General features: G+C 64.4%; 20 protein-coding genes. 13 read left to right on the top strand and 7 right to left on the bottom strand.

What is annotated here, in order from left to right; genetic code table 11:
• Positions 1-1,134 carry a site-specific DNA-methyltransferase gene (locus S58_RS27100; protein ID WP_083938683.1) on the bottom strand — a complete coding sequence of 378 codons (1,134 nt, stop codon included), beginning with the start codon at positions 1,132-1,134 and terminating at the stop codon, positions 1-3.
• A gap of 385 nt (positions 1,135-1,519) precedes the next feature.
• Here S58_RS27100 and ypfJ point away from each other — a divergent pair, with 385 nt between their 5' ends.
• Together ypfJ and moaB are read left to right on the top strand one after the other, a co-directional pair.
• Positions 1,520-2,440, top strand: a complete 921-nt coding sequence (gene ypfJ, locus S58_RS27095) for a KPN_02809 family neutral zinc metallopeptidase (protein WP_015668597.1) — start codon at positions 1,520-1,522, stop codon at positions 2,438-2,440.
• Positions 2,441-2,451: 11 nt separating this feature from the next.
• A complete protein-coding gene (gene moaB, locus S58_RS27090) occupies positions 2,452-3,012 on the top strand; it encodes a molybdenum cofactor biosynthesis protein B (RefSeq protein ID WP_015668596.1) in 561 nt (186 codons plus the stop codon).
• Between the two features lie 16 nt (positions 3,013-3,028).
• Here the strand turns inward: moaB and S58_RS27085 are convergent, their stop codons facing one another.
• The 6 genes from S58_RS27085 to S58_RS27060 form a co-directional block, all read right to left on the bottom strand.
• Positions 3,029-3,379: a hypothetical protein gene (locus S58_RS27085; protein WP_244440646.1), complete on the bottom strand. Its 351-nt coding sequence runs from the start codon at positions 3,377-3,379 to the stop codon at positions 3,029-3,031.
• A gap of 201 nt (positions 3,380-3,580) precedes the next feature.
• Entirely contained in the window at positions 3,581-4,510 is a 930-nt protein-coding gene (locus S58_RS27080) for a bifunctional helix-turn-helix transcriptional regulator/GNAT family N-acetyltransferase (RefSeq protein ID WP_015668594.1), read from the bottom strand.
• 60 nt (positions 4,511-4,570) lie between these two features.
• Positions 4,571-5,140 carry a glycosyltransferase family protein gene (locus S58_RS27075; protein ID WP_015668593.1) on the bottom strand — a complete coding sequence of 190 codons (570 nt, stop codon included), beginning with the start codon at positions 5,138-5,140 and terminating at the stop codon, positions 4,571-4,573.
• A 141-nt stretch (positions 5,141-5,281) separates the two neighbouring features.
• On the bottom strand, positions 5,282-6,886 hold the full coding sequence (locus S58_RS27070; protein ID WP_015668592.1) for a PEP/pyruvate-binding domain-containing protein: 1,605 nt from the start codon (positions 6,884-6,886) through the stop codon (positions 5,282-5,284).
• An 8-nt stretch (positions 6,887-6,894) separates the two neighbouring features.
• Positions 6,895-8,817, bottom strand: coding sequence for a hypothetical protein (locus S58_RS27065; RefSeq protein ID WP_042340962.1), 1,923 nt, complete (start codon positions 8,815-8,817; stop codon positions 6,895-6,897).
• A 105-nt stretch (positions 8,818-8,922) separates the two neighbouring features.
• Positions 8,923-11,340, bottom strand: a complete 2,418-nt coding sequence (locus tag S58_RS27060) for a phosphoketolase family protein (protein ID WP_015668590.1) — start codon at positions 11,338-11,340, stop codon at positions 8,923-8,925.
• Positions 11,341-11,531: 191 nt separating this feature from the next.
• Between S58_RS27060 and S58_RS27055 the strand changes: the two genes are divergently transcribed.
• The 11 genes from S58_RS27055 (at position 11,532) to S58_RS27010 (ending at position 23,294) form a co-directional block, all read left to right on the top strand.
• A complete protein-coding gene (locus S58_RS27055) occupies positions 11,532-12,725 on the top strand; it encodes a PA0069 family radical SAM protein (protein ID WP_042340245.1) in 1,194 nt (397 codons plus the stop codon).
• Positions 12,726-12,743: 18 nt separating this feature from the next.
• A complete protein-coding gene (locus tag S58_RS27050) occupies positions 12,744-13,193 on the top strand; it encodes a VOC family protein (RefSeq protein ID WP_015668588.1) in 450 nt (149 codons plus the stop codon).
• Positions 13,194-13,271: 78 nt separating this feature from the next.
• The gene (locus S58_RS36905) at positions 13,272-13,679 is read left to right on the top strand and encodes a ribonuclease H family protein (protein ID WP_015668587.1); all 408 of its coding nucleotides are present in this window, start codon (positions 13,272-13,274) and stop codon (positions 13,677-13,679) included.
• Between the two features lie 49 nt (positions 13,680-13,728).
• Positions 13,729-15,297 (top strand): MBOAT family O-acyltransferase, encoded by a 1,569-nt coding sequence (locus S58_RS27045; protein ID WP_015668586.1) that lies wholly within the window; start codon positions 13,729-13,731, stop codon positions 15,295-15,297.
• A gap of 53 nt (positions 15,298-15,350) precedes the next feature.
• On the top strand, positions 15,351-16,553 hold the full coding sequence (locus tag S58_RS27040) for a hypothetical protein (protein WP_015668585.1): 1,203 nt from the start codon (positions 15,351-15,353) through the stop codon (positions 16,551-16,553).
• 23 nt (positions 16,554-16,576) lie between these two features.
• The gene (locus S58_RS27035; RefSeq protein WP_042340243.1) at positions 16,577-16,819 is read left to right on the top strand and encodes an acyl carrier protein; all 243 of its coding nucleotides are present in this window, start codon (positions 16,577-16,579) and stop codon (positions 16,817-16,819) included.
• A 312-nt stretch (positions 16,820-17,131) separates the two neighbouring features.
• Positions 17,132-17,581 carry a MaoC family dehydratase gene (locus S58_RS35865; RefSeq protein ID WP_160167616.1) on the top strand — a complete coding sequence of 150 codons (450 nt, stop codon included), beginning with the start codon at positions 17,132-17,134 and terminating at the stop codon, positions 17,579-17,581.
• On the top strand, positions 17,578-19,248 hold the full coding sequence (locus S58_RS27025; protein WP_015668582.1) for a radical SAM protein: 1,671 nt from the start codon (positions 17,578-17,580) through the stop codon (positions 19,246-19,248). Before S58_RS35865 ends, S58_RS27025 begins: the two co-directional genes overlap by 4 nt.
• Before the next feature lie 220 nt (positions 19,249-19,468).
• Positions 19,469-21,364: an HAD-IIIC family phosphatase gene (locus tag S58_RS27020; RefSeq protein ID WP_015668581.1), complete on the top strand. Its 1,896-nt coding sequence runs from the start codon at positions 19,469-19,471 to the stop codon at positions 21,362-21,364.
• 46 nt (positions 21,365-21,410) lie between these two features.
• Positions 21,411-22,397 carry a sialate O-acetylesterase gene (locus S58_RS35860; RefSeq protein ID WP_160167615.1) on the top strand — a complete coding sequence of 329 codons (987 nt, stop codon included), beginning with the start codon at positions 21,411-21,413 and terminating at the stop codon, positions 22,395-22,397.
• A gap of 93 nt (positions 22,398-22,490) precedes the next feature.
• Positions 22,491-23,294: a ribonuclease HII gene (locus S58_RS27010; RefSeq protein ID WP_015668579.1), complete on the top strand. Its 804-nt coding sequence runs from the start codon at positions 22,491-22,493 to the stop codon at positions 23,292-23,294.
• Positions 23,295-23,342: the final 48 nt, after the last annotated feature.

Genomic DNA, 23,342 nt, shown 5'->3' with positions numbered 1-23,342 from the left:
TCAGGCGGCGCTCATCTCCGAGCGGATCTCGGCGCGCAGTTCGTCGATCAGCCGGAGGCCGCCTTTCGTCTCGACGTGCCAGAACGTCCAGCCGTTGCAGGCCGGCAGCCCCTGTGCGACCGCGCCGATGCGATGGATCGAACCGACCTTGTCACCCAGCATGATGGCCCCGTCGGCGCGCACCAGCGCGCCGTGGCGCCGCTTGGAGTCGACGAGCTTGGCGCCGGGCGCGATCATGCCGCGCTCGATCAACTCGGAGAACGCGACACGCGGCGCCTCGCGCGCCGTCATGAACGGTGCGAGCGTGGCCTCCGGCAGCGGCTCGACCGCTGCGATGCGACGTTCTGCCGCTTCCGCATAGATCTTGTCGCGTTCGAAGCCGACGTAGCGGCGGCCGAGGCGTTTGGCCACGGCGCCCGTGGTGCCGGTGCCGTTGAACGGGTCGATCACGAGATCGCCGGGCTTCGAGGATGACAGCAGCACCCGCGCCAGCAGGCCTTCCGGCTTCTGCGTCGGATGAACCTTCTTGCCGTCGCCGTCCTTGAGCCGTTCCTCGCCGGTGCACAGCGGAATCAGCCAGTCCGAGCGGGCCTGAACGTCCTCGTTCGAAGCCTTCAGCGCCTCGTAGTTGAAGGTGTAGCCCTTCGCCTTCTCGTCGCGCGCGGCCCAGATCATGGTCTCGTGCGCGTTGGTGAAGCGGCGGCCGCGGAAGTTCGGCATCGGGTTCGACTTGCGCCAGACGATGTCGTTGAGGATCCAGAAGCCGAGATCCTGCATGATCGCGCCGACACGGAAGATGTTGTGATAGGAGCCGATCACCCAGATCGTCGCGCTCGGCTTCATCAGCCGCCGCGCGGCGAGCAGCCAGGCGCGCGTAAAATCGTCATAGGCGGCGAACGAGGAGAACTTGTCCCAATCGTCATCGACGGCATCGACCTGCGATTCGTCGGGACGCTTGAGCTCACCCTTGAGCTGCAGATTGTACGGCGGATCTGCAAACACCAGGTCGACGGATGCGCCCGGCAGTTTCGACATCTCGGCGACGCAGTCGCCGACGATGATTCGTTGCTCTTCGAGGGTCTGAAATTTAGTGCGGGGCGCCCTTGCAGACGCCCCGCGACGCGACTCTACCATGACTCAAGAACTCTGACTCAGGCGACGCTGTCGGCGACGCGGGACCTAACAACCGACTGGCCACACATTGACGTGGCAAAGTAAAAATGGACTTAACCCGGAAAATTTTTCGCATCTCAGCAAGCGTGTTCATCACGCGCACCGGCGATGAAGAGCCGCTCGTCGATGCATGATGGTCTTTGCGCAAGACGACGATCGCGATGGGTTTTTTGCTTCGCGTGCTTATGGGCGGTCGGCGCGGGGAAGTTCGCGTGCGCGGGTTTTTTCGGGCCGCGCTAGGCAAAATTTGCCGGCCGGGTTATTGATTAACAGTGTGGAAATTTTACCTGTCTGCCGCGTTAGGCATTTCGCGCAGAGCCGCGCAAGATCATGAGGAAAAGCCGCCATGCGTTACGATGATTTCCGTCGCAGCGACGACATCGACGACCGTCGCGACGATGGCGGCGGGATGGGGGGCGGTATGGGTCTGCCGATCGGCGGCGGCGGGCTCGGCATCGGCACCATCATCGTGCTCGGCCTGATCGGCTACGCCTTCGGCATCGATCCGCGCATCCTGATCGGCGGCGCCGAGATGCTCAACCATGGCGGTGCTCCGACCCAGCAGGCCGACCGGCGCTCGCCCGGTAAGTCCGGCGCGCCCAAGGACGAAATGGGCGACATGATCTCAGGCGTGCTCGGCGAGATCGACGATCGCTGGAGCGAGATCTTCCAGGCCAGCGGCCAGAGCTATACGGGACCGAAGATCGTGTTGTTCCGCAACAGCACCAATGGCGGCCGCTGCGGCATGGCGCAGTCGGCGATGGGGCCGTTCTATTGTCCGCCGGACCGGCAGATCTTCCTCGACACCAGCTTCTTCCGCGAGGTCGAGACGCGCTTCCGCGGCTGCTCGGGCAGCGCCTGCAAGTTCACGGCGGCCTACATCATCGCGCATGAGGCCGGACACCACATCCAGAACCTGCTCGGCATCCTGCCGCGCGTGACGCGGCTGCAGCAGCAGTCGGGCAGCAAGGCCGAGGCCAATGCGCTGCAGGTGAAGGTCGAGCTGCAGGCCGACTGCCTGTCCGGCGTCTGGGTCAATCGCGAGGCCAAGAAGCGTCCGGGCTTCCTGGAGGAGGGCGACATCGACTCCGCGCTGACGACCGCTTCCGCGATCGGCGACGACACCCTGCAGCGCCAGGCCACGGGACGCGTGGTGCCGGATTCGTTCACGCATGGCTCGGCCGCGCAGCGCAAGCGCTGGTTCATGGTCGGCTATCAGCAGGGCACGGTGCAGGCCTGCAATACGTTCGGCGCCAATTCGCTGTAAGGAGACGCGTGATGGCGATCGACGAGAGCAAGAGCTTCATTCCCCTCAACATTGCCGTGCTGACGGTGTCCGACACGCGCGCGCTCGCCGACGACAAGTCGGGGACGACGCTGAGCGACCGCCTGACAGCTGCCGGCCACAAGCTCGCCAAGCGCGAGATCGTCACCGACGACGTCGACAAGATCCGCGCGGTGGTGCGGTCATGGATCGCCGATCCCGGCGTGGACGTCGTGATCACCACCGGCGGCACTGGCTTCACCGGCCGCGACGTCACGCCGGAAGCGATCGAGCCGCTGTTCGAAAAGCGCATGGACGGCTTCTCGATCGCCTTCCATATGCTGAGCCATGCCAAGATCGGCACGTCGACGATCCAGAGCCGGGCGACCGCCGGCGTCGCCGGCGCGACCTACATCTTCTGCCTGCCGGGCTCGCCCGGCGCCTGCCGCGACGGCTGGGACGGCATCCTCGCCGCCCAGCTCGACTACCGCACGCGGCCGTGTAACTTCGTCGAGATCATGCCGCGGCTGGACGAGCATCTGCGCCGGCCCAAGGCCCAGGGCGCGACGGCGTAGCACGGCTTTGCACGCCTCATTTCGTCGGAACGATCTCGAAGGCGCCGCCGCCTTCAATGGCTGCGCCGATGAGGCCGCCGACCATGCTGGCCGCGAAATTCTTGCCACGCGGACCCACGACCATCCGATAGGTCTTGCCGGGCAGCGCGGTGAAACGAATGTTCGACGAACCCGGCGACGACCGTGTCGAAACGGTGATCGTCGTGGCGCCGGGCGTGATCGGACCGCTGTAGCTCTCGCCGCGTCCGAGGCTCGCCACCTTGGCGCCGTTGATCTCGATCGCCGCAGGCGCCGCCAGATAGAGGAAGTCGTTCGTGCGCGTGATCGCGACCGTCGCGCGCCCCTTGGGCGCAGCGTGCGCCGCCATGCCGTCCATCCCCACGGCGCCCGCAAGCGCAAGACACACGGCTAGCTTCGATCGACACGTCAAACTGATCACTGGCGACCTCCGCTCTGTTTCCGCGGGATCCTACCGAAGCGCGGGAACTCCGCAATCGAGGCGGTGAGCGTGTTGCACAGTCGAGCTCTGCCTACTGCCGGTTGAGACCATGTCGCCGGCCTGCGCGCGCTACAGCTCGAGCTCCCAGGTCTCGCCCATCAGCTCGACGCCGAACGACGCATGCGGCTCCTCCGCGACCTTGCGAAAGCCGGCGCGGGCATAGATGTCGCGCGCCGCGGTGAGAATGCTCTGCGTCCACAGCACGAGCTTGTTGTAGTTCTTCTCGCGGGCGAAGCGGATGCATTGTTCGGTCAGTGCGCGGCCGACGCCGAGCCCGCGCGCCTTCTTCTCGACCAGCAGCAGCCGCAGCTTGGCGACATCGTCGCTGCCTTTCACCAGGAAGATCGAGCCCACCGGCTCGCCGGTAAGCTCGGCGATCCAGCAATGCTCGCGTGCAGGGTCGTAGCTCTTGATGAACTGTGCGCCGATCTCGGCGACCAGCGCCTCGAACGAGATGTCCCAGCCATATTCCTCGGCATAGACGGCGCCGTGCCGCGAGACGACCCAGCCGATGTCGCCGGGACGATGGCTGCGCAGCAGCACGGGAGAGCGCAGCGGCTGCTGCGGCTCCAGCGTGGTCTCGATGGTCGTCATGGCGCCGACCAGCCGGTCGCGGACCGACGAAGCGAGCGGCGCCAGCATGGCCGCGATCTCCTTCTGCGAGCTGCGGTCGAGCCTGGCATAGGCCTGCCGCCCCTTTGCGGTGAGGCTGAGCTGCTGTTGCCTGCGATCCGACGGCAAGGGCGTGCGGCTGATCAGGCCCTTCTCGTCGAAGCTCTGGACGATGCGGCTGAGATAGCCGGCATCGAGCCCGAGCGAGAGACCGATCTCCTTGGCCGAGATGGCGTCGGACTGCGCCAGCTCGTAAAGCACGCGCGCTTCTGCGAGCGAGAAGGGGCTGTCGAGCAAATGCTGGTCCAGCGCGCCGAGCTTCCTCGTGTAGAAGCGGTTGAAGGCACGAACGGCGGCGACCTGGCTGTCGGACGGAGCAGGAATCATGGTTCACCTCAATGCTTGCCGTTATCAATCAATTGATTGACTTTGGCAAGCATATCGGGGTTACACCATCACGATCCGGCTGCGCAACATGGTGCGGGAGCGGCCGAGCTGGCGCAGCAGCCGCGCCTCGGCGCGCTTTTGCTCCGGCTTGTAGCCGCCGACCTGCCGGTAATGATCCCTGGCAATCAACAGGCCCTGGTCGCCCAGTGGCCCGACCAGGACCCGAGCGACCGCTCGCAGCCGGTCGCGCAGTCTGACATCGGCGTAAGGAGATCGGGCGTAACGGAATACCCCGGCGCGGGGCCGGCCGGCGGCGGCGACGCTTTGGACGAACTGCATGGTCTCGTCGATCCAGCCGGGATCGAGCATCGCGCCGGCGGGCAGAAACATCAGCCACGGCGCACGCGCCGTCGCGGCGCCGGCCGCCAGCGCCGCGGCATGGCTGCCTTCGAACTTCATGAAGTGGCAGCCAGCGACGTCGGCGACGCGCTCGATCACGCTGGAATCGGGGGAGCGGTCGACCAGCAGCACTTCGGTGACGACACCGGCCGCAGCGCCTGGCACGAGTGCGGACAGGGTGGCAACGGCGGTCTGCTCGACCCCTGCGGTCGGGATGATCACGCTCAGCATGAACCGGACATCGTTATTGGTAGTGCCTCCGGCCTGCTTGTTATCATCTTGTCATGGCCAAATCAGCCTGCTGCATTGCGGAATTTTGCGGCAGGCCGGTTTGGCGGCAAGGAAGCAAAGGGGCAAGGGGGAAGGCGAGGGTCAGGCGGACAGCCGCTTGCCCGGCTGCGTCGCGCCTTTGCGCCAGGCCGTGACCTCGGCCAGCTCGGCGTCGGGTCGGGTTGTCACGATCTCCAGCCGTCCGAGATAGAGGTGGCCTCGATCTCCGTCGATGGTCACCCAGTCGCCGCTTCCGAGCGGCGTTCCGGCGAGTGTCGCGCAGCCGGCTTCGACGCTCACCTCGAGCGCGCGACAGCCGACGATGCAGGGTCTCCCCAGTTGGCGCGCGACCAGAGCAGCGTGCGCGGTGCGCGCGCCGACCGACGTCACGATGCCGGCTGCGACAGCGAAGCCCGCGACATCAGCGGTCGAGGTGTCCGGGCGCATCAGGATGACGGGTTCGCCGCTGGCGGCCAGCCGCTTGGCGCTGTCGGCGTCGAACGCTGCGCGCCCCGTGGCGATGCCGCTGGAGGCGCCGATGCCTGTCGCGACGGGGGCGCCGGCAGCGACGAGCGACGTCTCGACCAGCTGCTCCAGATCGATGTCGGCCAGGCGCTCCAGGGCCTCATCAGGCGTAATGACCCGCTCGCGAACGAAATCCACCGCAAATCTCAACGCGGCGCGCGGCGTGCGCTTGGCGGCGCGGGTCTGGAGAATCCACAAATGGCCGTCTTCAACGGTGAACTCGACGTCCTGCACGTCGCCGAAGGTTTGTTCGAGCTGCCGCAGCACCGCGCCGAGCTCCTCCTTCAGAGTGGGAAGCGCGCGCGCGATCGCATCCTCGCTGTCCGGCATGCGACGGCCGGAGACGACGTCCTCGCCCTGGGCATCGAGCACGAGGTCGATCATCGGCTGCCGCGCCCCGGTGGAGGGATCGCGCGAGAACGCGACACCCGCGCCCGAGCTCAGACCGCCATTGCCGAACACCATCGTCTGCACGGTGACGGCCGTGCCGCGCAGGTGTTCCAGGTTCTGCAGCTTGCGATAGGTCTGCGCACGCTCGCTGCTCCACGAACGATAGACGGCACGCGCCGCGGCCATGAGCTGCGCCTCGGCATCCTCCAGCCAGCCATCGCTGCCGGACTCGACCAGCGCCTGTTCGTCGGTCGCGAGCCGCGCAATGGCTTCGCTATCCAGATCTCGATCATTGGCAACACCTTCATGCGCGACCAGCTCGTCGCGCCGCGCCGCGAGCGTTCCGGCATCGAAACCGAGCACGGTCTCGGAGAAGCTCTCGATGAAGCGCCGGCGGCAGTCGAAGGCGAGGCGCGGCCGTCCGGTGCTGCGGATCAGGCCGCGCACGGCAGCCGAGGTGCAGCCGACATTGAGCACGGTGTCGAGCATGCCCGGCATGGATCGCGCAGCGCCGGAGCGGACGGACACGAGCAGGGGCCGGCGATGATCGCCGAAGATCCTGCCGGTCGTCTGTTCGAGAAACCGGATACCCGCCCGCAGGCCGTCGCGCAGGCGCTGTTCGGCATCGGCCCGGTTCGCGATGATGTCGGTGCAGAGCTCGACCGGAAGCACGAAGGCCGGCGGCACGGGCAGTCCGAGCGTGGCCATGCGCGCCAGATTGGCGGCCTTGGCGCCGACGGTCTCGGCCGAGCATGGCTCGGTGTTCTTGCCGAAAATGCAAACGATGGACATGGCAGTTCCTAACCGGCGAGATCGATCATGACGTACTGGCGCAGCAGATGTCCGAAGCTCGCCAGGCGGTCGGTCGCACGCTCGATGGCGCGCGCCAGCTCCAGCCCGGACAGCGACGTTGCGACGTCGAAGCCCGCTGTGAACACGAGGGCGGTGATCGCGCGCTCCTGCGCGTCGGCCGCATGTTCGCTATCCATGAGGCGCAGCACGGCGGCGAGCGCATCATCGGAGTCCGCCCGCCGTCCTTCGGGCACTTCGGCCGCCGCGGCGAGGCCGCTCGCGGCTGCCTCGATCGCGCCAATGGCGACCTTGCAGAGTTCGGCCAAGGCGGCCGACAGCGTCGGCGGCATCGCAGCCGGCGCGAGCGAGGCGATGAACGCCGCCTGTTCGAGTTCGTCGACCGTCTCTTCGACCCGGTCGACCAGCTGCGCGATCAGCGGCTCGGCCTTGAGCCTGTTGATCTCCTGGCGGGCTTCGATCGCGATCCGGTCTGCCTTCTGTTCGATCCTGCTGGCGCGTGCGGCCAGCAGCTTGCGGTCGCCGGAAACACCGGACTGCAGCGCGCTGAGATCGCGGCTCAGCGCGGCGGCAAGGTCGTGTGCCAGGCCGAGCTGGCGCATCACGATCGCGAGCAGCGCACCGTCGGCACGGTCGAGATGCCGCACCAGATCGGCTTCGATCTGATCGCGGACCAGCCGCACCGAGCGGCCGGCCTGCAGGCCCTCCGTCGCCGCACGCAGCGCGGCTTTGAGAAATTCGACTGCGGCGGTGCGGCCCAGGGCGCGATCCAGACGTTCGCCGAAGCCGATGCGATGGGGCGCCGCGTTGCGGACGGCGGCGCCCAGCAGCTCGTTGCCGCCGAGCTCGAGGAAGGCGCGGTGGCCGATCCGGTTGCGCGCCGCCCAGTCGAGAATCCTGATCGCATCATCCTTGGACAACCATGTCCGCAGCAGCTTCCGGGCCTTGTTCCAGTCGATCAGGAACACCAGCGCGGCGCCGAGTGCCGTGAGGAAATCATCGCGCGCCTGCGCCGTGTCGCCGTGGAATTGGCCGGTCACCAGGAAGAACGCATTCTCTTCCAGCTTCGTCCCGGTGTGACGGTCGAGCCCGCTCCAGGTCGCCGCGAAAGCATCGAACAGGTGAACGAAGAACTTCGCGCGCGCCAGGTGAACGTCAGTGTAGGTGAGCGTGACCGTGAGCCCCTGGACCGCGATCACCATGACATGCGCATCGGTGGTGCCGATGTCGTTCTGGATCAGGAGGCGTTCGCCGGCGCGGGTCGCCATCGTGTCCAGGCCGGGATGGTCGAACTTGAGTGCGCGCGTCGCGTTGAGCCCGCGCATGAAGGCGACAACCGCGGGCCTGTCGTCGGCGGTGAGGCCATATACATGGGCTCCGTCGAGCGTTTCCTCGGCGCAGTCGGCGGCGATGCGGTTGAGGGCCTTGTGCAGATCCATCACTAGCCGGTGCAGGCTGTCCGACTCTTCCTGGGCGCCGGTCAGGCGCGCGACGCGCATGAAATCGACGTCGTCGCCTGCCGTCAGCAGGCCCGCGCGTTGCATCGTGCCGAGCCGCCGTTCGGCAGACAGGCCCTCGGAGCTTCGTCCTGCGTTGACCGCGCGGATCATCGCGCGTGTATCGTTTTCGATATCACCGATCAGCGTGGCGAGACCGGGAGCGGCAAGGCGTCCGGTCGCCGTGCGATGCGCGCCTCCGATCAGGCTCGCGAGATCAGCAGGCGCGATGCGCGCGGCGCGGCACTCGGTCGAGAGATCGGTCGGCCGCTGCTCCGGCGCTTGAGCGTGCTGGGCGGCAGCCTGCAGCGCGCTCATGCGCACCTTGACGCGGTCGTTGGCAGCGAGACCGTCGGCAATCAGCGACGGCAGCAGGATATCGGCTTCGCCGAGCTCCTTGATGATCTGAGATTTCATGACGGCATCGATCAGGTTTCCGATGCCGTCACCGTGCCTCGGCGCCGCGCGCAAGTCCTTGCGTTGGATCATTCATCGAACCGTCACACAAGGTGCGCGGCGACGTCAGTCGCCCGCCTGCGCCGGCGTCGTCCCGCCTGAGCTGTTCGGCCAGACCCAGTCGCGGATCTCCGGCATGTCCTCGCCATGCGCGCGGATGTAGCGGGCATGTTCGATCAGCGCGTCGCGGAATTTCTGCTTCACGTGGGCCGCCGACACGCTGAGGCCGGGCACGCGCTCGATCGCCTCGATCGCGAGATGGAAACGATCGAGCTCGTTGAGCACCACCATGTCGAACGGCGTCGTCGTGGTGCCTTCCTCGATGAAGCCGCGGACATGCATGCCGGCATGGTTGGTGCGGCTGTAGGTGAGGCGATGGATCAGATAGGGATAGCCGTGATAGGCGAAGATCACCGGTTTGTCGGCCGTGAACAGGCTGTCGAAATCGCGGTCGCTGAGGCCGTGCGGATGCTCGGACCGAGGCTGCAGGGTCATGAGGTCGACGACGTTGACGACGCGGATCTTGAGATCGGGCAAGTCCTTGCGCAGCAGGTCGACGGCCGCCAGCGTCTCCAGGGTTGGGACATCGCCGGCGCAGGCCATCACCACGTCGGGCTCCTCATCGGCCGGCTCGGTCCCGGCCCACGACCAGATGCCGATGCCGGCGTCGCAATGCGTGGCCGCATCCTTCATCGACAACCATTGCGGCGCCGGCTGCTTGCCGGCAACGATGACGTTGATCCGGTTGTAGGTGCGCAGGCAGTGGTCGGCGATCCACAGCAGCGTGTTCGCATCCGGCGGGAAGTAGATGCGGACGATGTCGGCTTTCTTGTTGGCGACGAGATCGACGAAGCCGGGATCCTGATGGCTGAAGCCGTTATGGTCTTGCCGCCAGACATGTGAGGTCAGGAGATAGTTGAGCGATGCGATGGGGCGTCGCCACGGCAGCTCGCGCGATACTTTCAGCCATTTGGCGTGCTGGTTGAACATCGAATCGACGATGTGAATGAACGCCTCGTAGCAGGAGAACAGCCCGTGCCGGCCGGTGAGCAGATAGCCTTCCAGCCAGCCCTGGCAGAGATGCTCGCTCAGCACCTCCATGACGCGGCCGTCATGCGCGAGATGGACGTCATAGGGCTCGATGCCCTCCATCCACACGCGTTCTGTAACGTCGAACACGGCGTCGAGCCGGTTCGAGGCGGTCTCGTCCGGGCCCATGATGCGAAAGTTTCTGTTATCCGCATTCAGGGTGATGACCTCGCGCAGAAACTTGCCGAGCTCGCGCGTCGCCTCGGCGATGGTCTTGCCGGGTGACGTGACCTCGACGGCAAAGCCCCGATAGTCCGGCAGCTTGAGCTCGCGCTTGAGCAGGCCGCCATTGGCATGCGGGTTGGCACCCATGCGCCGCGCCCCCTTCGGCGCCAGGGCCTGCAGCTCCGGCACCAGCCGGCCCTGCGCATCGAACAGCGTCTCCGGCTGATAGCTCTTCATCCACGCTTCGAGCAAAGCGAGATGCTCCGGCTTGCCGCGCGGATTTGCGATCGGCACCTGATGGGCGCGCCAGAAGCCTTCGACCTTGAGGCCGTCGACCTCCTTCGGCCCGGTCCAGCCTTTCGGGCTGCGCAGCACGATCATCGGCCAACGCGGCCGCTCGACCGTTGCATCCGGCTGGCGCGCATTCTGCTGGATCGAGCGGATGCTGGCGAGCGCGACGTCGAGCGCGTCGGCCATCTGCCGGTGCATCGCCGCAGGCTCCGAGCCTTCGACGAACAGCGGCTCATAGCCATAGCCCTCGAACAGGCATTTCAGCTCCGCATCGCTCATGCGGCCGAGCAGGGTGGGATTGGCGATCTTGTAGCCGTTGAGATGCAGGATCGGCAGCACCGCGCCGTCATGGGCCGGGTTCAGGAACTTGTTCGAGTGCCAGGACGCGGCGAGCGGACCGGTCTCGGCCTCGCCGTCGCCGACCACGCAGGCCACGATCAGCCCGGGATTGTCGAACGCCGCGCCATAGGCGTGCACCAGCGCGTAGCCGAGCTCGCCGCCTTCGTGGATCGAGCCGGGCGTCTCCGGGGCCGCATGGCTCGGGATGCCGCCGGGGAAGGAGAACTGCCGGAACAGCTTGCGCAGGCCGTCGGCGTCGCGCGTGATGTCGGGGTAGATCTCGCTGTAGCTGCCTTCGAGATAGGTATTGGCGACCATGCCCGGGCCGCCATGGCCAGGGCCGCAGACATAGATGACGTCGAGATCCTGCGCCTGGATGGCGCGGTTGAGGTGGGCATAGATGAAGTTCAGCCCGGGCGTCGTGCCCCAGTGGCCGAGCAGGCGAGGCTTGATATGCTCCGGCTCGAGCGGTTCACGCAGTAGCGGGTTGTCGAGCAGATAGATCTGTCCGACCGAGAGGAAGTTCGCCGCGCGCCAGTAACGGTCGAGCAAGTCGAGATCGTCGGTCGGATTTGTCGGGTGGGGAGAAGTGATCTGCATAGGACCTCGCTTGCCGTCCGCTTCGCGCTTGCGGGAGAATGCATTAGAGTAACGCCGCACCGTCCCGTTCCAGCGCGACGCGAGGATAGTACGGGAATGTGATGGTTGGCCTTGCGCCGGCTCAGAACCATTTATGAGAGCTCGTTCTAATTTGTTCTTGTAATGTTCACTTTGTGTGCTATGTCTTGGCCATGAGCCGAGCATCTTCACATGCCCTCAAGCGCCCGCCGGTCCAGGTGCCCTCCGAGCCGGCGGGCGCGCCTTCCACGGGTTCTGAGCAGAACCGTCCTGAGGCGGACTTTCCCGAACTCGCGGTCGCCATCGAACGGGGCCGGCGCCGCGGTCGGGGTGCCCAATCCAATGCGAGCGGCCGCTACGAGGCCGAGGCCCGCGTTGTCTTCGACGATGGCTGGCAGAGCCTCGAGGACTTGCCGCCGTTCAAGACGACGGTCGCGACCGATACCTCGCGCAAGGTCATCACCCGCAACGAATCGCCGGATATCGGGTTCGACCGCTCGATCAATCCGTATCGCGGCTGCGAGCATGGCTGTGTCTATTGTTTTGCGCGGCCGACCCACGCCTTCCTCGGCCTGTCGCCCGGCCTCGACTTCGAATCCAAGCTGTTCGTGAAGCCGGATGCGCCCGCGCTCCTGGAGAAGGAGCTCGCGGCGAGCGGCTACGAGCCGCGGATGATCGCGATCGGCACCAACACCGATCCCTATCAGCCGATCGAGCGCGAGCGGAAGATCATGCGCGGCATCCTCGAGGTGCTGGAAAAGGTTGGCCATCCCGTCGGGATTGTCACGAAGTCGGCGCTGGTGATGCGTGATGCCGACATTCTGGCGCGGATGGCCAAGAAGAACCTGGCGAAGGTCGCGATCTCGGTGACCACGCTGGATCCGAAGCTGGCCCGCACCATGGAGCCGCGGGCCTCGACGCCATCGAAGCGGTTGGAGGCGCTGCAGGCGCTGTCCAAGGCCGGCATCCCGACCACGGTCATGGTGGCGCCGGTGATCCCGGCGCTGAACGACAGCGAAATCGAGCGTATCCTCGATGCCGCCGCCCATGCCGGCGTCAAGGAGGCCGCCTATGTGCTGCTGCGGCTGCCGCTGGAGGTGCGCGACCTGTTCCGCGAATGGCTGCTGGAGCACTATCCGGATCGCTACCGCCACGTCTTCACCCTGATCCGCGACATGCGCGGCGGTCGCGACTACGACTCGCAGTGGGGCACGCGGATGAAGGGGACGGGCCCGATGGCCTGGATGATCGGCCGCCGCTTCGAGATCGCCTGCGAAAAGCTCGGCCTGAACAAGCGCCGGACCAAGCTGACGACCGATCATTTCGTCAGGCCGAAGGGTGGCGGCCAGCAGCTCAGCCTGTTCTGAGGCGAGTGGAGAGGCGCGATGAGTCCAGAGATCGTCGTTCCGCGGTTCACCGTCGTTACGCTCGGGGTGTCCGAGATGCGGCGAAGCATCGCCTTCTATGCATCGCTCGGCTTCGCCCGGAAATTCCGAGCGACCGGCGAGGCCGTGGCGTTTTTCGACACCGGCGGGACGGTGTTGGCGCTGTACCCGTGGGATGCCCTTGCGCAGGACGCCGGTTTGCCGGACGCGCCGCGCCCGCAGGCGTTTCGCGGCGTGACCTTGGCCTGGAACTGCCGCTCTGAAGCCGAGGTCGATGCCGCGCTCGCAGCGGCGGTGGAGAAGGGGGCGACGCTGCTGAAAGCTGCCCAGCCGACCGATTATGGCGGATATTGCGGTTATTTCGCCGATCCCGATGGCCATGTCTGGGAGGCGGTGGTGGCGCCCGGGATCGAAGTCGGCGACGATGGACGGGTGCGGTTGCCCGAGTAGCATTGCCGATGCACCACTGGAGCGGGAATTGACTGGGGTCTGGTTCGCGCTCGCGGTGCGTTCCGCACCATTCAGCTTATGATTCGGGACCAAGCGAAAACGTCGGGCTGGGCGAAAACTGCGGGTGTTCTTGCGACCAAGGGCGCCACGGCCAAGGCCGCCGTCAAGCCCCGGAAAGGGCGGCATTGCCGTGGCCCTGCCGAGCTTCCGGCGCGAGCGGGCGCTGCTGAAGCAGGGCATCTGGCTGGTCGTGAGGGGGGGGGCGACGAGGCGAGGCGGGGTCCGTTTGCCGGTCCGGTGGTTGCCGCCGCCGTCATTCTCTACCGCGCGCGTATCCCGAGGGGCCTCGACGATTCCAAACGGCTGAGCACGGAGCGGCGAAAGGCGCCGTTCGAGTTGCAGGGCGCGAGGTGCGGAAGTCCGCTTCCAAGTGAATTGTTCCCAGAAGCCCGAAACAAAGTTGTGTCGAGCGGGCTGGGACGCTAGGGAGGTGCCTGCCACCTGACGAGTGTGCCCCGGGGGACATGGACGCGCGATGCACAATTCTGACTACTTCACCCTATTTATCGTGGTGTTGTCGGCAGTCGCGCTTGCCCTCAGGCTGACCAGCCAGGCCAGCGTCGAGGTCCGTCGTGGAATCGTGGCGATCGGATCGACGATCGTCTACTATGGATTTGATCCGCACGGGTTGCCGATTTGTCTCGGTTTGGTCGCAATCAACTGGGTGCTGGGGCGAGCAATCGTGCTGTCGCCGGACCACAGAAAATCCACGCTTCTGGTCTGTGGCTTGACGCTCGATCTCGGACTGCTTGCTGCCTACAAGTATCTTGGTGCCATAATCGCCGGACTGGGCCCGACCTATTCCGTTGAACTCGGACTTGGCTTTCCGATTGGGCTCTCCTTCATCATCTTCCGCCTGGTGTCGTATCTCGTGGACGCACATGCCGGCGGCGAGGTCGCGCGCTCTCCGCTGGACCTGTTGTGCTATGCCCTGTTTTTCCCGGCGATCTTGTGCGGCCCGCTGATTCGCTACGAGGCGATGATGAGCCAGGACCGGCTCGGTCGTACGACCAGCGTCGACTGGTCCGTCGGACTGGCACTGATCGGCATCGGGATGTTCAAGAACCTGATGATCTCGCCCGCGATCGCAGCGGTGGCCGACAAGGTGTTCGTGCCTTGGCTTGCCAAGCAACCGATTCCCATGACCGGCGCCTGGATCGGCATGATCGCCTACGGATTCCAGGTGTATTTCGACTTCTCGGGCTACAGCGACGCGGCTATCGGCGTCGCGCGTCTGCTTGGTGTGGAGTTGCCGGCCAATTTCCACTCGCCCTTCAAGGCGCGCAGCATGGTCGATTTCTGGCAGCGCTGGCACGTCTCATTGACACGCTTTCTGACGATCTACGTCTACAATACGGTCACTCTGACCATGGCGCGCAAGATCGGAGCCAAGGCCAGCGCGGTCAAGCAATTCGTCTGGCGCATCGCCTATCCGACCACGCTCGTGATGTTCCTGATGGGCATCTGGCACGGCGATCACCTGACATTTGCTATGTTCGGCCTGTATCACGGTGCTCTGCTGGTCGTGAATCACGCTTGGCGAAGCTTCGGCGGACGTTATCGCAAGGCTGCGCTCGCCTCCGACTGGTGGCCTACGGTCGCGCTCGGACTGACGTTCCTCGCGGTCGCGGCCGGGTGGGCCATCTTCCGTGCCAGCAATCCCGGGCGCGCGTTCGCGATGCTCGGGACATTGCTCGGACGCTCAGAGTGGACCGGGGCCACGCTGGCGAGCAGCGCCTGGCCAAGCCATCCGGCGGACCCGCTTCTCACCACCGGCGGGGCGATGCCGATCACGGTTGCCGATATTGCCTTGCTGCTCGCGCTCTTCCTGATCGTCTGGGTGTTGCCGAACAGCAATCAAATCCTGTCGCGGTTCAATCCGGTGTTCGAAGGCGGCGGCTACCCCAAGATCGCGCCTTCGACCGAGGCGCTCAAGCTGTCCTTATCCCCGGCCTGGGCGCTCTCGGTGTCATGTCTGCTCGTCTGGTCGGTCGTCGCCTTCCTGAGCAACGATCGCGCCGCGCTGCTCTATTTCCACTTCTGACCGAGTGCACATTGGCCATGCCCGTCCGACCGATGAGCTCCGCAGGATAAGCCATGCAGTTGTCCGTCACGTCCACCACGCAGCAGCAAACAGGAGCGCGCCGAGGTCGTCGCTTCCTGGCATGGGTGGTGGGGTTTGCGCTCGTCCAAATCGCGCTGATGGAATATCTCGGCTGGACCACGCTGGAGGGACGCCCCCCCTCCGCTGCAGCCCGCCTGCAGCAGGGCAACATGCCCGTCGTCTTCTTTCCCACTGATGCACGCAACTGGGCTGCCTTCAAACTGCAGCGGATTGCCGACGAACAGCCGGAGATCATCGCCATCGGAAATTCGCGCTGCAGCCAGCTGCGCTCGGCGATGTTCACCCCCTATAAGTTCTACAACGCCTGTCTGACTGCCTGGACGGTTTCTCAGCTGCGTGACTTCCTCAACAGGATTACCGAGGTCTCGCGTCCCCGCGTCGTCATTTTCTCAATGGATTATTTCCAGCTCTCGAATTCCTATCAGAGGATCGAAGGCAAGCGGGCAGGGGCGTTCCGCTACAATATCGGGGGGCACATCGGAGGGATCGGCTCCTTGATCGGTCAGGCCATGGATACCAGCGGTCATGGCCTCGAAGCTCTGTGGGAGTGCCTCGCCGGCCGTTATCCGCAGCATCCGCGAGAGGATCTGACCATGGTCGGAGTCACCGCGGTGCGAAACGGAGCCGGCTTTCGTTGGGATGGATCGCTGATCTACCAGGTGGCGCAATATGACGACGCCAAGCGGGTGATGCTCGATTTGAAGAACGGCTTGGTCAATGCCATTCCCGGAGCGCCCCGTGCTGATGAGGAGCAACTCGCCGAGCTGGCGGGAATGGCGGCCGATGCCAAGGCCAAGGGCGTTCTGCTGGTTGGAATCCAGTTTCCGATCTATGCGCCGACCGTCGATTTTCTCGACCACGACGAGGGATACAGACCTTACGCAGGAACGTGGCGCGATTTCGAGAGCGAGGCGATGAAAAAGAGGTTCGCCGAAATGGGAATCGTCCACATCGATTTGAGCCGCGCCGTCATGTCGAAGGATCCCGAGAATTTCGTCGACACCTCCCATCCATCCGAGGCCGGCATGGTTGCCGCCTTGATTGAGGCGAGCGATACTGCCGGGTTCGCAGCGGCGCTGCCGCGGCTGGATATTCCCGGTTTGCGAGAAGACCTCGGTCGCGCCAATGACTATGTCAACCACTACCATCTCTACAGATCGACTTTCGTGAAGTAATGGCCTTTGGGGCGGAGTGCAAAATGACGGCTGAGATCTACGAGCGTTTGAACAAGGTCTTCATCGAGACGTTCGGTGACGAGACCATCAAGATAACCCCCGAGATGACGGCCGACGACCTCGATGAATGGGATTCCGTCACGCACATCTCGTTGGTGCTGGCGGTCGAGGAGGAGTTCGGGCAACGCCTCAATGCCGCGGAAATCGGCAATCTCGAGAATGTCGCGGCGATGGTCGCTTTGCTCCAGAAGAAGATGGCGCGTTAGTTGCCGGTGATCGGCTGGGTCATTGGCCCAAGAAGCCGGAATTGGTCGGTCCATCGTTCGATTCGGGTTCCAGCCTGTGTTCCCTGTGTGACTTGGTCCAGGTGATTGAATAGGACCCGGCCAGCTCTGATTGGGCCGTCCGGGTGCCGATAGACCTGCAATCCCGAGTGGTCTGAGCAGGAAACTGTTTATTTTTTCTCGACCGGCTGACTTGAAAAAGCTAGTTTGTGAGCCTTAGGGGTGTGCTCGGCCTTATTCTAAACCATGCCGAGCTTCGACGCTGATGACGGGCAGGACGGGGGAATGGTTCAATTGGCCGGCGGCGCGAGCGCGGTTCTCTGCCTGAAGCCTGACGATATTTTCGTCGGCTTGACGGCGGAGATCGAACAATGCGTCGAGCGTCAGCATGTCGATCAGTTTGCAGCGCTCACCGGTGACGTGTCCCCGATCCACATGGACGACGGCGCGGCCAGGGAACGCGGTTTCGAAGGGCGCGTCGTCCACGGCATGCTGATCGGGGGATTCATCTCACGGCTGTTCGGGCTCCGCCTGCCGGGCCTCGACTGCATCCTGCAATCGATCAATCTTCGGTGGATCGAGCCGTTGTACATCGGCGATACGATCCGCATCCAGGCAACGGTGGCGCAATGGTCGAGCGCAGCCGAGGTCTTCGTCGCCAACGTCGAAGTCATCCGCCCGCGCACTCAGACGATCGTCGCCAAGGGCAAGGTCCAAGCAGGGTTTACCAGGAGCCGAACATGAAAGATTGGGATTTTATACTGATCTGCCAATCTAACGTCGTCGAGTACGACGCGTTTTCGGCGCTTCCCATCGATCGGCTGGATCTGTTCCGGTCGCTGGTCTACCCGCGGATGGTTCGGCACGAGGGGAAGTTCGTCGGCCATCTCGATTTCATCAATTCGATCTCGGGCCGGCCCAACTATTTCGAGGCCGATTATCCCGGGCGCCGGCAGTCGCTGAACATATGGAACCTGCCGTCGGCCAGCGGTCTGCACGTGGCCAACTACCTGCTCTCGTTCGGTATCCGCACCAAGATCATCAACAACATCGACAGCGACTGGGATCTGTTCGAGGAGGCCTACCGCAGTTGTGGCGGTGACATCCCGGTCGGCATTTCCTCCACGTTCTTCCTGAGCTTCAAGGAGATCGGGCGCATCTGCAAGCGCCTCAAGAAACTCGATCCCGACATGGAGATCATCGTCGGCGGCGCGTTCGCGAATTCCTACATCATCAACGGGTCGCCGGCCGATCTGGCGGAGCCGATGCGGAAATACGGCATCAAGCACATGCTGCATGCCTTCAACTCGGAATTCGATCTCCGGGATCTGCTCGTGGCCCGGCGCAAGGGTGAGGGCTTCGACCAGGTCAAGAACCTCTGCAGCTACCAAGGAGGCAGCTTCACGGCCGGTCCGGTGCAATGGAATACGCCGCTGCTCGACGACTGCCCGGCCTTGTGGGATCAACTGGACGCGCCGTTCCTCAATCGCACCGTCCAGATCAGGACTGCGTCGGGGTGCCCGTTCTCCTGCGCCTTCTGTTCCTATCCGACGACGGCCGGCGGCTGGAAGACGTTGGGAGGCGACAAGGTCAGGATGCATCTCGACGCGGTGAAGCGCATCGGCGGCATCGATCGCATCATCTTCATCGACGACACCTTCAACGTGCCCCCGCACCGCTACAAGGCTCTGCTCAAGATCTTCCAGGAATATGACTTCGAATGGTTCTCGTTCCTCCGCGTGCAATATGTCGACGAGGACATCGTGCGGGCGATGAAGGATTCCGGGTGCAAGGGGGTCTATCTCGGCGTCGAATCCGCCAACGACACCGTGCTCGAAAATATGAACAAGAAGGCGCGGCGCGCCGATTTCCAGCGCGGCATCGAGTTGTTGAACAAATACGACATCAACTCGCTGGCGGCCTTCGTGCTCGGCTTCCCCGGCGAGACGGACAAGACCATCCAGGACAACATGGACTTCATCGAGAACTGCGGCGTCCAGTTCTATTCGCTGAAGGAATTCTATTATATGGAGCACACCGACATCCACAACCGGCGCGAAGAGTTCGGTTTGACGGGGATGGGCGCGAATTGGAAGCACAACACGATGTCCCATGAGGACGCCGGCCGCATCAAGCTCGAGATGTTCCAGTCCATCAAGAACGCCTGCTTCGTCGATCCGGACACCAGCCTTTGGTACATGGCCTATCTCTACGACCAGGGTTACGACTTCCGCGAGATCAGGCAATTGCAGGAAGGCATCAACACCATCATGAAGAGGCAGCTTGCGGGGGACTTCGGTGACAATGACGACGTCGTTGCCTCGCTGAAGGCGCTTCACGCAAACCGGTTGCCGGGATCGGTGCTGCAGGCAAGCCGTCCGGAGCTCGTCACGAGCGCCTTCGGGGCTTAGATCGACAGCGGCGGCCGCCGCGACTTTTCGACGGCCCCCGACACGGGGACGTCGGATCGAGAGCGGTGGCCCAATTCGGCGCCGAAGCAACGAGTTTACGGGCTCATGGTTTTTCGGACTTTCGCGATTTCCGAGGTTCGCACATGAGCGGTATGGCTGGAGCTTGCCGGCTTCGGGACGTGGGGACTTGTACTGACCATTTGCGATGAGCCGATCCGACATGAACAGCACGCGTTCGAACGACCGATTTGCCAGCTTCGCTGCGCAGGCACGGCGGGGAGAGATCCAGGATGCCTTCGCGACGCTGCGAAGCGCGATCGACCCGAATGACAGCTTCGTCACCTTGCGCAAATACCTCAAGGTGTTCGATACGATGGATCGGAACGCGCTCGGCCTGAAGCCGATCCGGATCGCGATCCTGTCGAGTGCCACGGTCGATCACGTCTCCGAAATGGTTCGCTTGTGGTTGGCCTGCGAAGGCTTTGCCGCGCAGTTCTACATCGCGCCCTTCGACACCGTCGTTCCGACCATCCTCGACAAGGATGGGGACCTGTACGCGTTTCAGCCTGAGATCGTGTGGATCTTCACGACCGGACGAGACCTGCGGATCGACATGCCGCCCGGCAGCGCGGTCGACGTCGTCGATGAAGCCGTGGCCGCCGAGGTCGACATGGCGGAAGGCTTGTGGGCGGAGCTGCGCAAGAACTGCCCAGCCCTCGTCATCCAGAACAATGCTGATACGCCCTCCATCGACGTCCTCGGCAATTTCGAGGGCTCTGTCGGCTGGAGCCGGCGCTCGGTCATCCGCAAATTCAACAGCCGGCTCGCCGACCGAGCCTCAGGCGGCGTGGTGATTTTCGACTATGATCACCTGTCGGCGCTCTATGGACAGTCACGCTGGTTCGAATATCGCCACTGGCATCATTCCAAGCAGCCGATGACGTTCGATGCCATGGGGCTGGTCGGCTTTACGTTCGCGCGGCTGGTCGCGGCGATCAAGGGCCAGGCCAAGAAATGCGTCGTGCTCGACCTCGACAACACGCTGTGGGGCGGGGTCATCGGCGATGATGGGCTGGCGGGGATCAAGCTCGGCAACGGCGCCACCGGCGAGGCATTCAGCCAGATCCAGGACTACTTCAAAAGCCTGAAGCAGCGCGGTGTCATCCTCGCCGTCTGCAGCAAGAACGAGGCGGCCAATGCCAGGGAGCCGTTCGAGCAACATCCGGATATGCGCCTGAAGCTCGATGACATCGCCGAGTTCGTGGCCAATTGGAACAACAAGGCCGACAACATACGCACGATCGCCGAGAACCTGAACATCGGGCTCGATTCGATGGTGTTCATCGACGACAATCCCGTCGAACGCGACGTGGTGCGCCAGTACTTGCCGATGGTCGCCGTTCCCGAGCTGTCCGACGATCCCGCGGAATATGTCGGGCTCGTGCATCGCCTGCGCTATTTCGAGACGGCCGCCTATTCGCAGGAAGACGCCGTTCGTACGGAGTACTACCGCGCCAATGCGCAGCGCCGCGAGCTGCAGGGGTCTTTCGCCGACCAGGCTCAGTTCCAGGAAAGCCTGTTGATGGAGGCCGAAATCGGCTGCGCCGACGGGATGTATCTCGCCCGCTCGGCACAATTGATCAACAAGAGCAACCAGTTTCATCTGACTGGCACGCGCTACAGCGAAGCCGAGGTAAGTGCGTTTCAGCGCGATGAGAACTGGATCTGCCGCCATTTCATTCTGCGTGACCGCTTTGGCGACAACGGCCTGATCTCGGTGGTCCTGATGCGGCAGGATGGGCCGGCACTCGTCGTCGATACATGGGTGATGAGCTGTCGCGTGCTTGGCAGGGCGATGGAGGAGTTCATCGCCAACGAGATCGCGCGCGTCGCGCTCGATCGCGGTTGCGAGGTCATCCGGGGCCGCTACGTGCCGAGCAAGAAGAACAAGCTGGTGGCTCAGCTCTACCAGCGTCTCCGTTTCGAGAAGGTCGGCGAGGTCGACGGCGTCACCGATTGGATCCGCCCAGTGAATCCGCCGGTGTTTCTGGACACCAAGATCAAGCTGGTCGGGAGCGAGCCGGCCCCTCGCGACGAGACGGTCGACGCGGCCTGAGAAAATGGCGCCGTTCGACCGATATGATGTCGTCAGGTCGTCGATCGTGCTCGTTGGTTTGCTGGTCGTGTGGATCGGTGCGCGCGCGGTGACGAGTGAAACCACTCTGCGCGATCTCCGCGACATTTCCGCTGCTCTGGCCGACGTCCGGGCTCAGCAGGCGCGCTTGGCGCAGGCGTCGGATCAGCAGCAGGCGCTGCTGCTGAAGCTCGAGGCTCTGCAGAGCGACCGATTGCTGTCCGACATGCGGACGCCCGCCTACAGCGCCGAAGGGGCTGCACTGTTCGCCAAGGCGATGAAGGTCGATTGTCGGACCTTTGCCCAGCCGCGCTCCGCGGTCATTCTCATCCTTGGCCAGAGCAATGCCGGCAACTACGGCGAAGGGCGCTCGCCCAACAATCATGGTGCGGATGTCGCCAACTATTTCGGCCAGCAATGTGCAGTTGCCGCCGAGCCGCTGATGGGATCCGACGGCAACGGCGGCAGTCCCTGGATGGCGCTCGCCAATACAACCCTCGAAGCCAAGGTTTTCGATCGGGTGCTGCTGGTGCCGCTCACCCTCGGTGGCACCGGCATGACCCGATGGAACGCTGGCGGTGATCTCTACATGCTGGCCGAGAGCACGCTGCGGCGCCTTGCCCGGTCCGGGATCCCGCCAACCCATGTGTTCTGGGTCCAGGGCGAGGCAGAACGTTTCGACGGCAGCCGTTACCGTCGCAACGGGGGCGCGGACTATTTCGATGGCCTCCAGGCCATCGTCAACCTGGTGCGGCGCTATTCGCAGGCCAAGGTCTTCGTATCTCCGACCTCGTCATGCCGGGGTGAGGAGCGGGGGCCTGCGCCGGAGATTCGCTGGGCACAGACCGAGATCGTCAGGGAGAATTCCGGAGTCGTGTTCAGCGGACCAGATCTCGACGCAATTGACCTGCCCGAGCAGCGTACCGCTACGTGTCACCTGTCGGAGGCGGGTATGAAGGCCTTCGTGTCGGGATGGCATGCGGCGATCCAGACGGTAGAGCCTGCCGCCAAATAGTCGCGAACACAATCGCAGCCCTGACGGGCAGAATGACGGGGACGGCACTGGTTCCCGGTTGCGCTCAGGCATCGGCTTCAGCAGCATGCGAGCATGATTCGGGATGAAGCCAAGAAACCAGCGAAGACTTTGAACTCCGGGAAGGCCGCCGCCAAGGGGGCCAAGGCCGCCGCCGCCAAGCCCGGCAAGGGCGTCATCGCGGTGGCGCCGCCGAGCTTTCGCCGGGAGCGTGCGCTGTTGAAGCAGGGCATCTGGCCGGTCGCCGGCTGCGACGAGGCGGGACGGGGGCCGCTGGCCGGTCCCGTTGTCGCCGCCGCCGTGATTCTCGATCCTGCGCGGATTCCCAAGGGCCTCGACGATTCCAAGCGGCTGAGCGCGGAGCAGCGCGAAGCACTGTTCGACAAGATCTGCAAGACGTCGGCGTTTGCGGTCGCCGTCGCCTCGCCGGCGCGAATCGATCGCGACAACATCCTGCGGGCGTCGCTGTGGGCGCTGTCGCGCGCCGTGAGGGCGTTGCCCGAGGCACCTAAGCACGTCTTCGTCGACGGCCGCGACCGCATCGATGTCGATTGCGCCTGCGATGCGGTGATCGGCGGCGACGGTCTGGTGATGTCGATCGCGGCCGCCTCGATCGTCGCCAAGGTGACGCGCGATCGGCTGATGTGCGCGCTGGCGCAGGATTGTCCCGGCTACGGCTTCGAGCAGCATAAGGGCTATGGCGTGCCGGAGCATCTGGCGGCGCTCGACCGGCTCGGCCCCTCGGTGCATCATCGCAGCCTGTTTGCGCCGGTCGTGGCCGCGCGGCGAAAGCACCAGCCCGAGATCGCGATACCCGCGCCCGATATCTTCGCCGAGGTCACCGTTGTCACCTCAGCCGAAATTTCGCTCGGCCTGTGATGCCGGTTGCCTCGACGGCGCCGCGGTCTTAATAGCTTTAGTCAGCCA

Origin of the sequence: Bradyrhizobium oligotrophicum S58, assembly GCF_000344805.1 — a bacterium.
Classification (GTDB): Bacteria; Pseudomonadota; Alphaproteobacteria; order Rhizobiales; family Xanthobacteraceae; genus Bradyrhizobium; species Bradyrhizobium oligotrophicum.
The sequence above is the reverse complement of the archived record's forward strand: the minus strand, read 5'-3'. Positions and strand labels throughout refer to the sequence as shown.

Coding starts and splice junctions, on each gene's coding strand:
- S58_RS27100 (WP_083938683.1), bottom strand. CDS start 1,134: ATGGTAGAGTCGCGTCGCGGGGCGTCTGCAAGGGCGCCCCGCACTAAA.
- ypfJ (WP_015668597.1), top strand. CDS start 1,520: ATGCGTTACGATGATTTCCGTCGCAGCGACGACATCGACGACCGTCGC.
- moaB (WP_015668596.1), top strand. CDS start 2,452: ATGGCGATCGACGAGAGCAAGAGCTTCATTCCCCTCAACATTGCCGTG.
- S58_RS27085 (WP_244440646.1), bottom strand. CDS start 3,379: ATGGCGGCGCACGCTGCGCCCAAGGGGCGCGCGACGGTCGCGATCACG.
- S58_RS27080 (WP_015668594.1), bottom strand. CDS start 4,510: ATGATTCCTGCTCCGTCCGACAGCCAGGTCGCCGCCGTTCGTGCCTTC.
- S58_RS27075 (WP_015668593.1), bottom strand. CDS start 5,140: ATGCTGAGCGTGATCATCCCGACCGCAGGGGTCGAGCAGACCGCCGTT.
- S58_RS27070 (WP_015668592.1), bottom strand. CDS start 6,886: ATGTCCATCGTTTGCATTTTCGGCAAGAACACCGAGCCATGCTCGGCC.
- S58_RS27065 (WP_042340962.1), bottom strand. CDS start 8,817: ATGAAATCTCAGATCATCAAGGAGCTCGGCGAAGCCGATATCCTGCTG.
- S58_RS27060 (WP_015668590.1), bottom strand. CDS start 11,340: ATGCAGATCACTTCTCCCCACCCGACAAATCCGACCGACGATCTCGAC.
- S58_RS27055 (WP_042340245.1), top strand. CDS start 11,532: ATGAGCCGAGCATCTTCACATGCCCTCAAGCGCCCGCCGGTCCAGGTG.
- S58_RS27050 (WP_015668588.1), top strand. CDS start 12,744: ATGAGTCCAGAGATCGTCGTTCCGCGGTTCACCGTCGTTACGCTCGGG.
- S58_RS36905 (WP_015668587.1), top strand. CDS start 13,272: ATGATTCGGGACCAAGCGAAAACGTCGGGCTGGGCGAAAACTGCGGGT.
- S58_RS27045 (WP_015668586.1), top strand. CDS start 13,729: ATGCACAATTCTGACTACTTCACCCTATTTATCGTGGTGTTGTCGGCA.
- S58_RS27040 (WP_015668585.1), top strand. CDS start 15,351: ATGCAGTTGTCCGTCACGTCCACCACGCAGCAGCAAACAGGAGCGCGC.
- S58_RS27035 (WP_042340243.1), top strand. CDS start 16,577: ATGACGGCTGAGATCTACGAGCGTTTGAACAAGGTCTTCATCGAGACG.
- S58_RS27025 (WP_015668582.1), top strand. CDS start 17,578: ATGAAAGATTGGGATTTTATACTGATCTGCCAATCTAACGTCGTCGAG.
- S58_RS27020 (WP_015668581.1), top strand. CDS start 19,469: ATGAACAGCACGCGTTCGAACGACCGATTTGCCAGCTTCGCTGCGCAG.
- S58_RS27010 (WP_015668579.1), top strand. CDS start 22,491: ATGATTCGGGATGAAGCCAAGAAACCAGCGAAGACTTTGAACTCCGGG.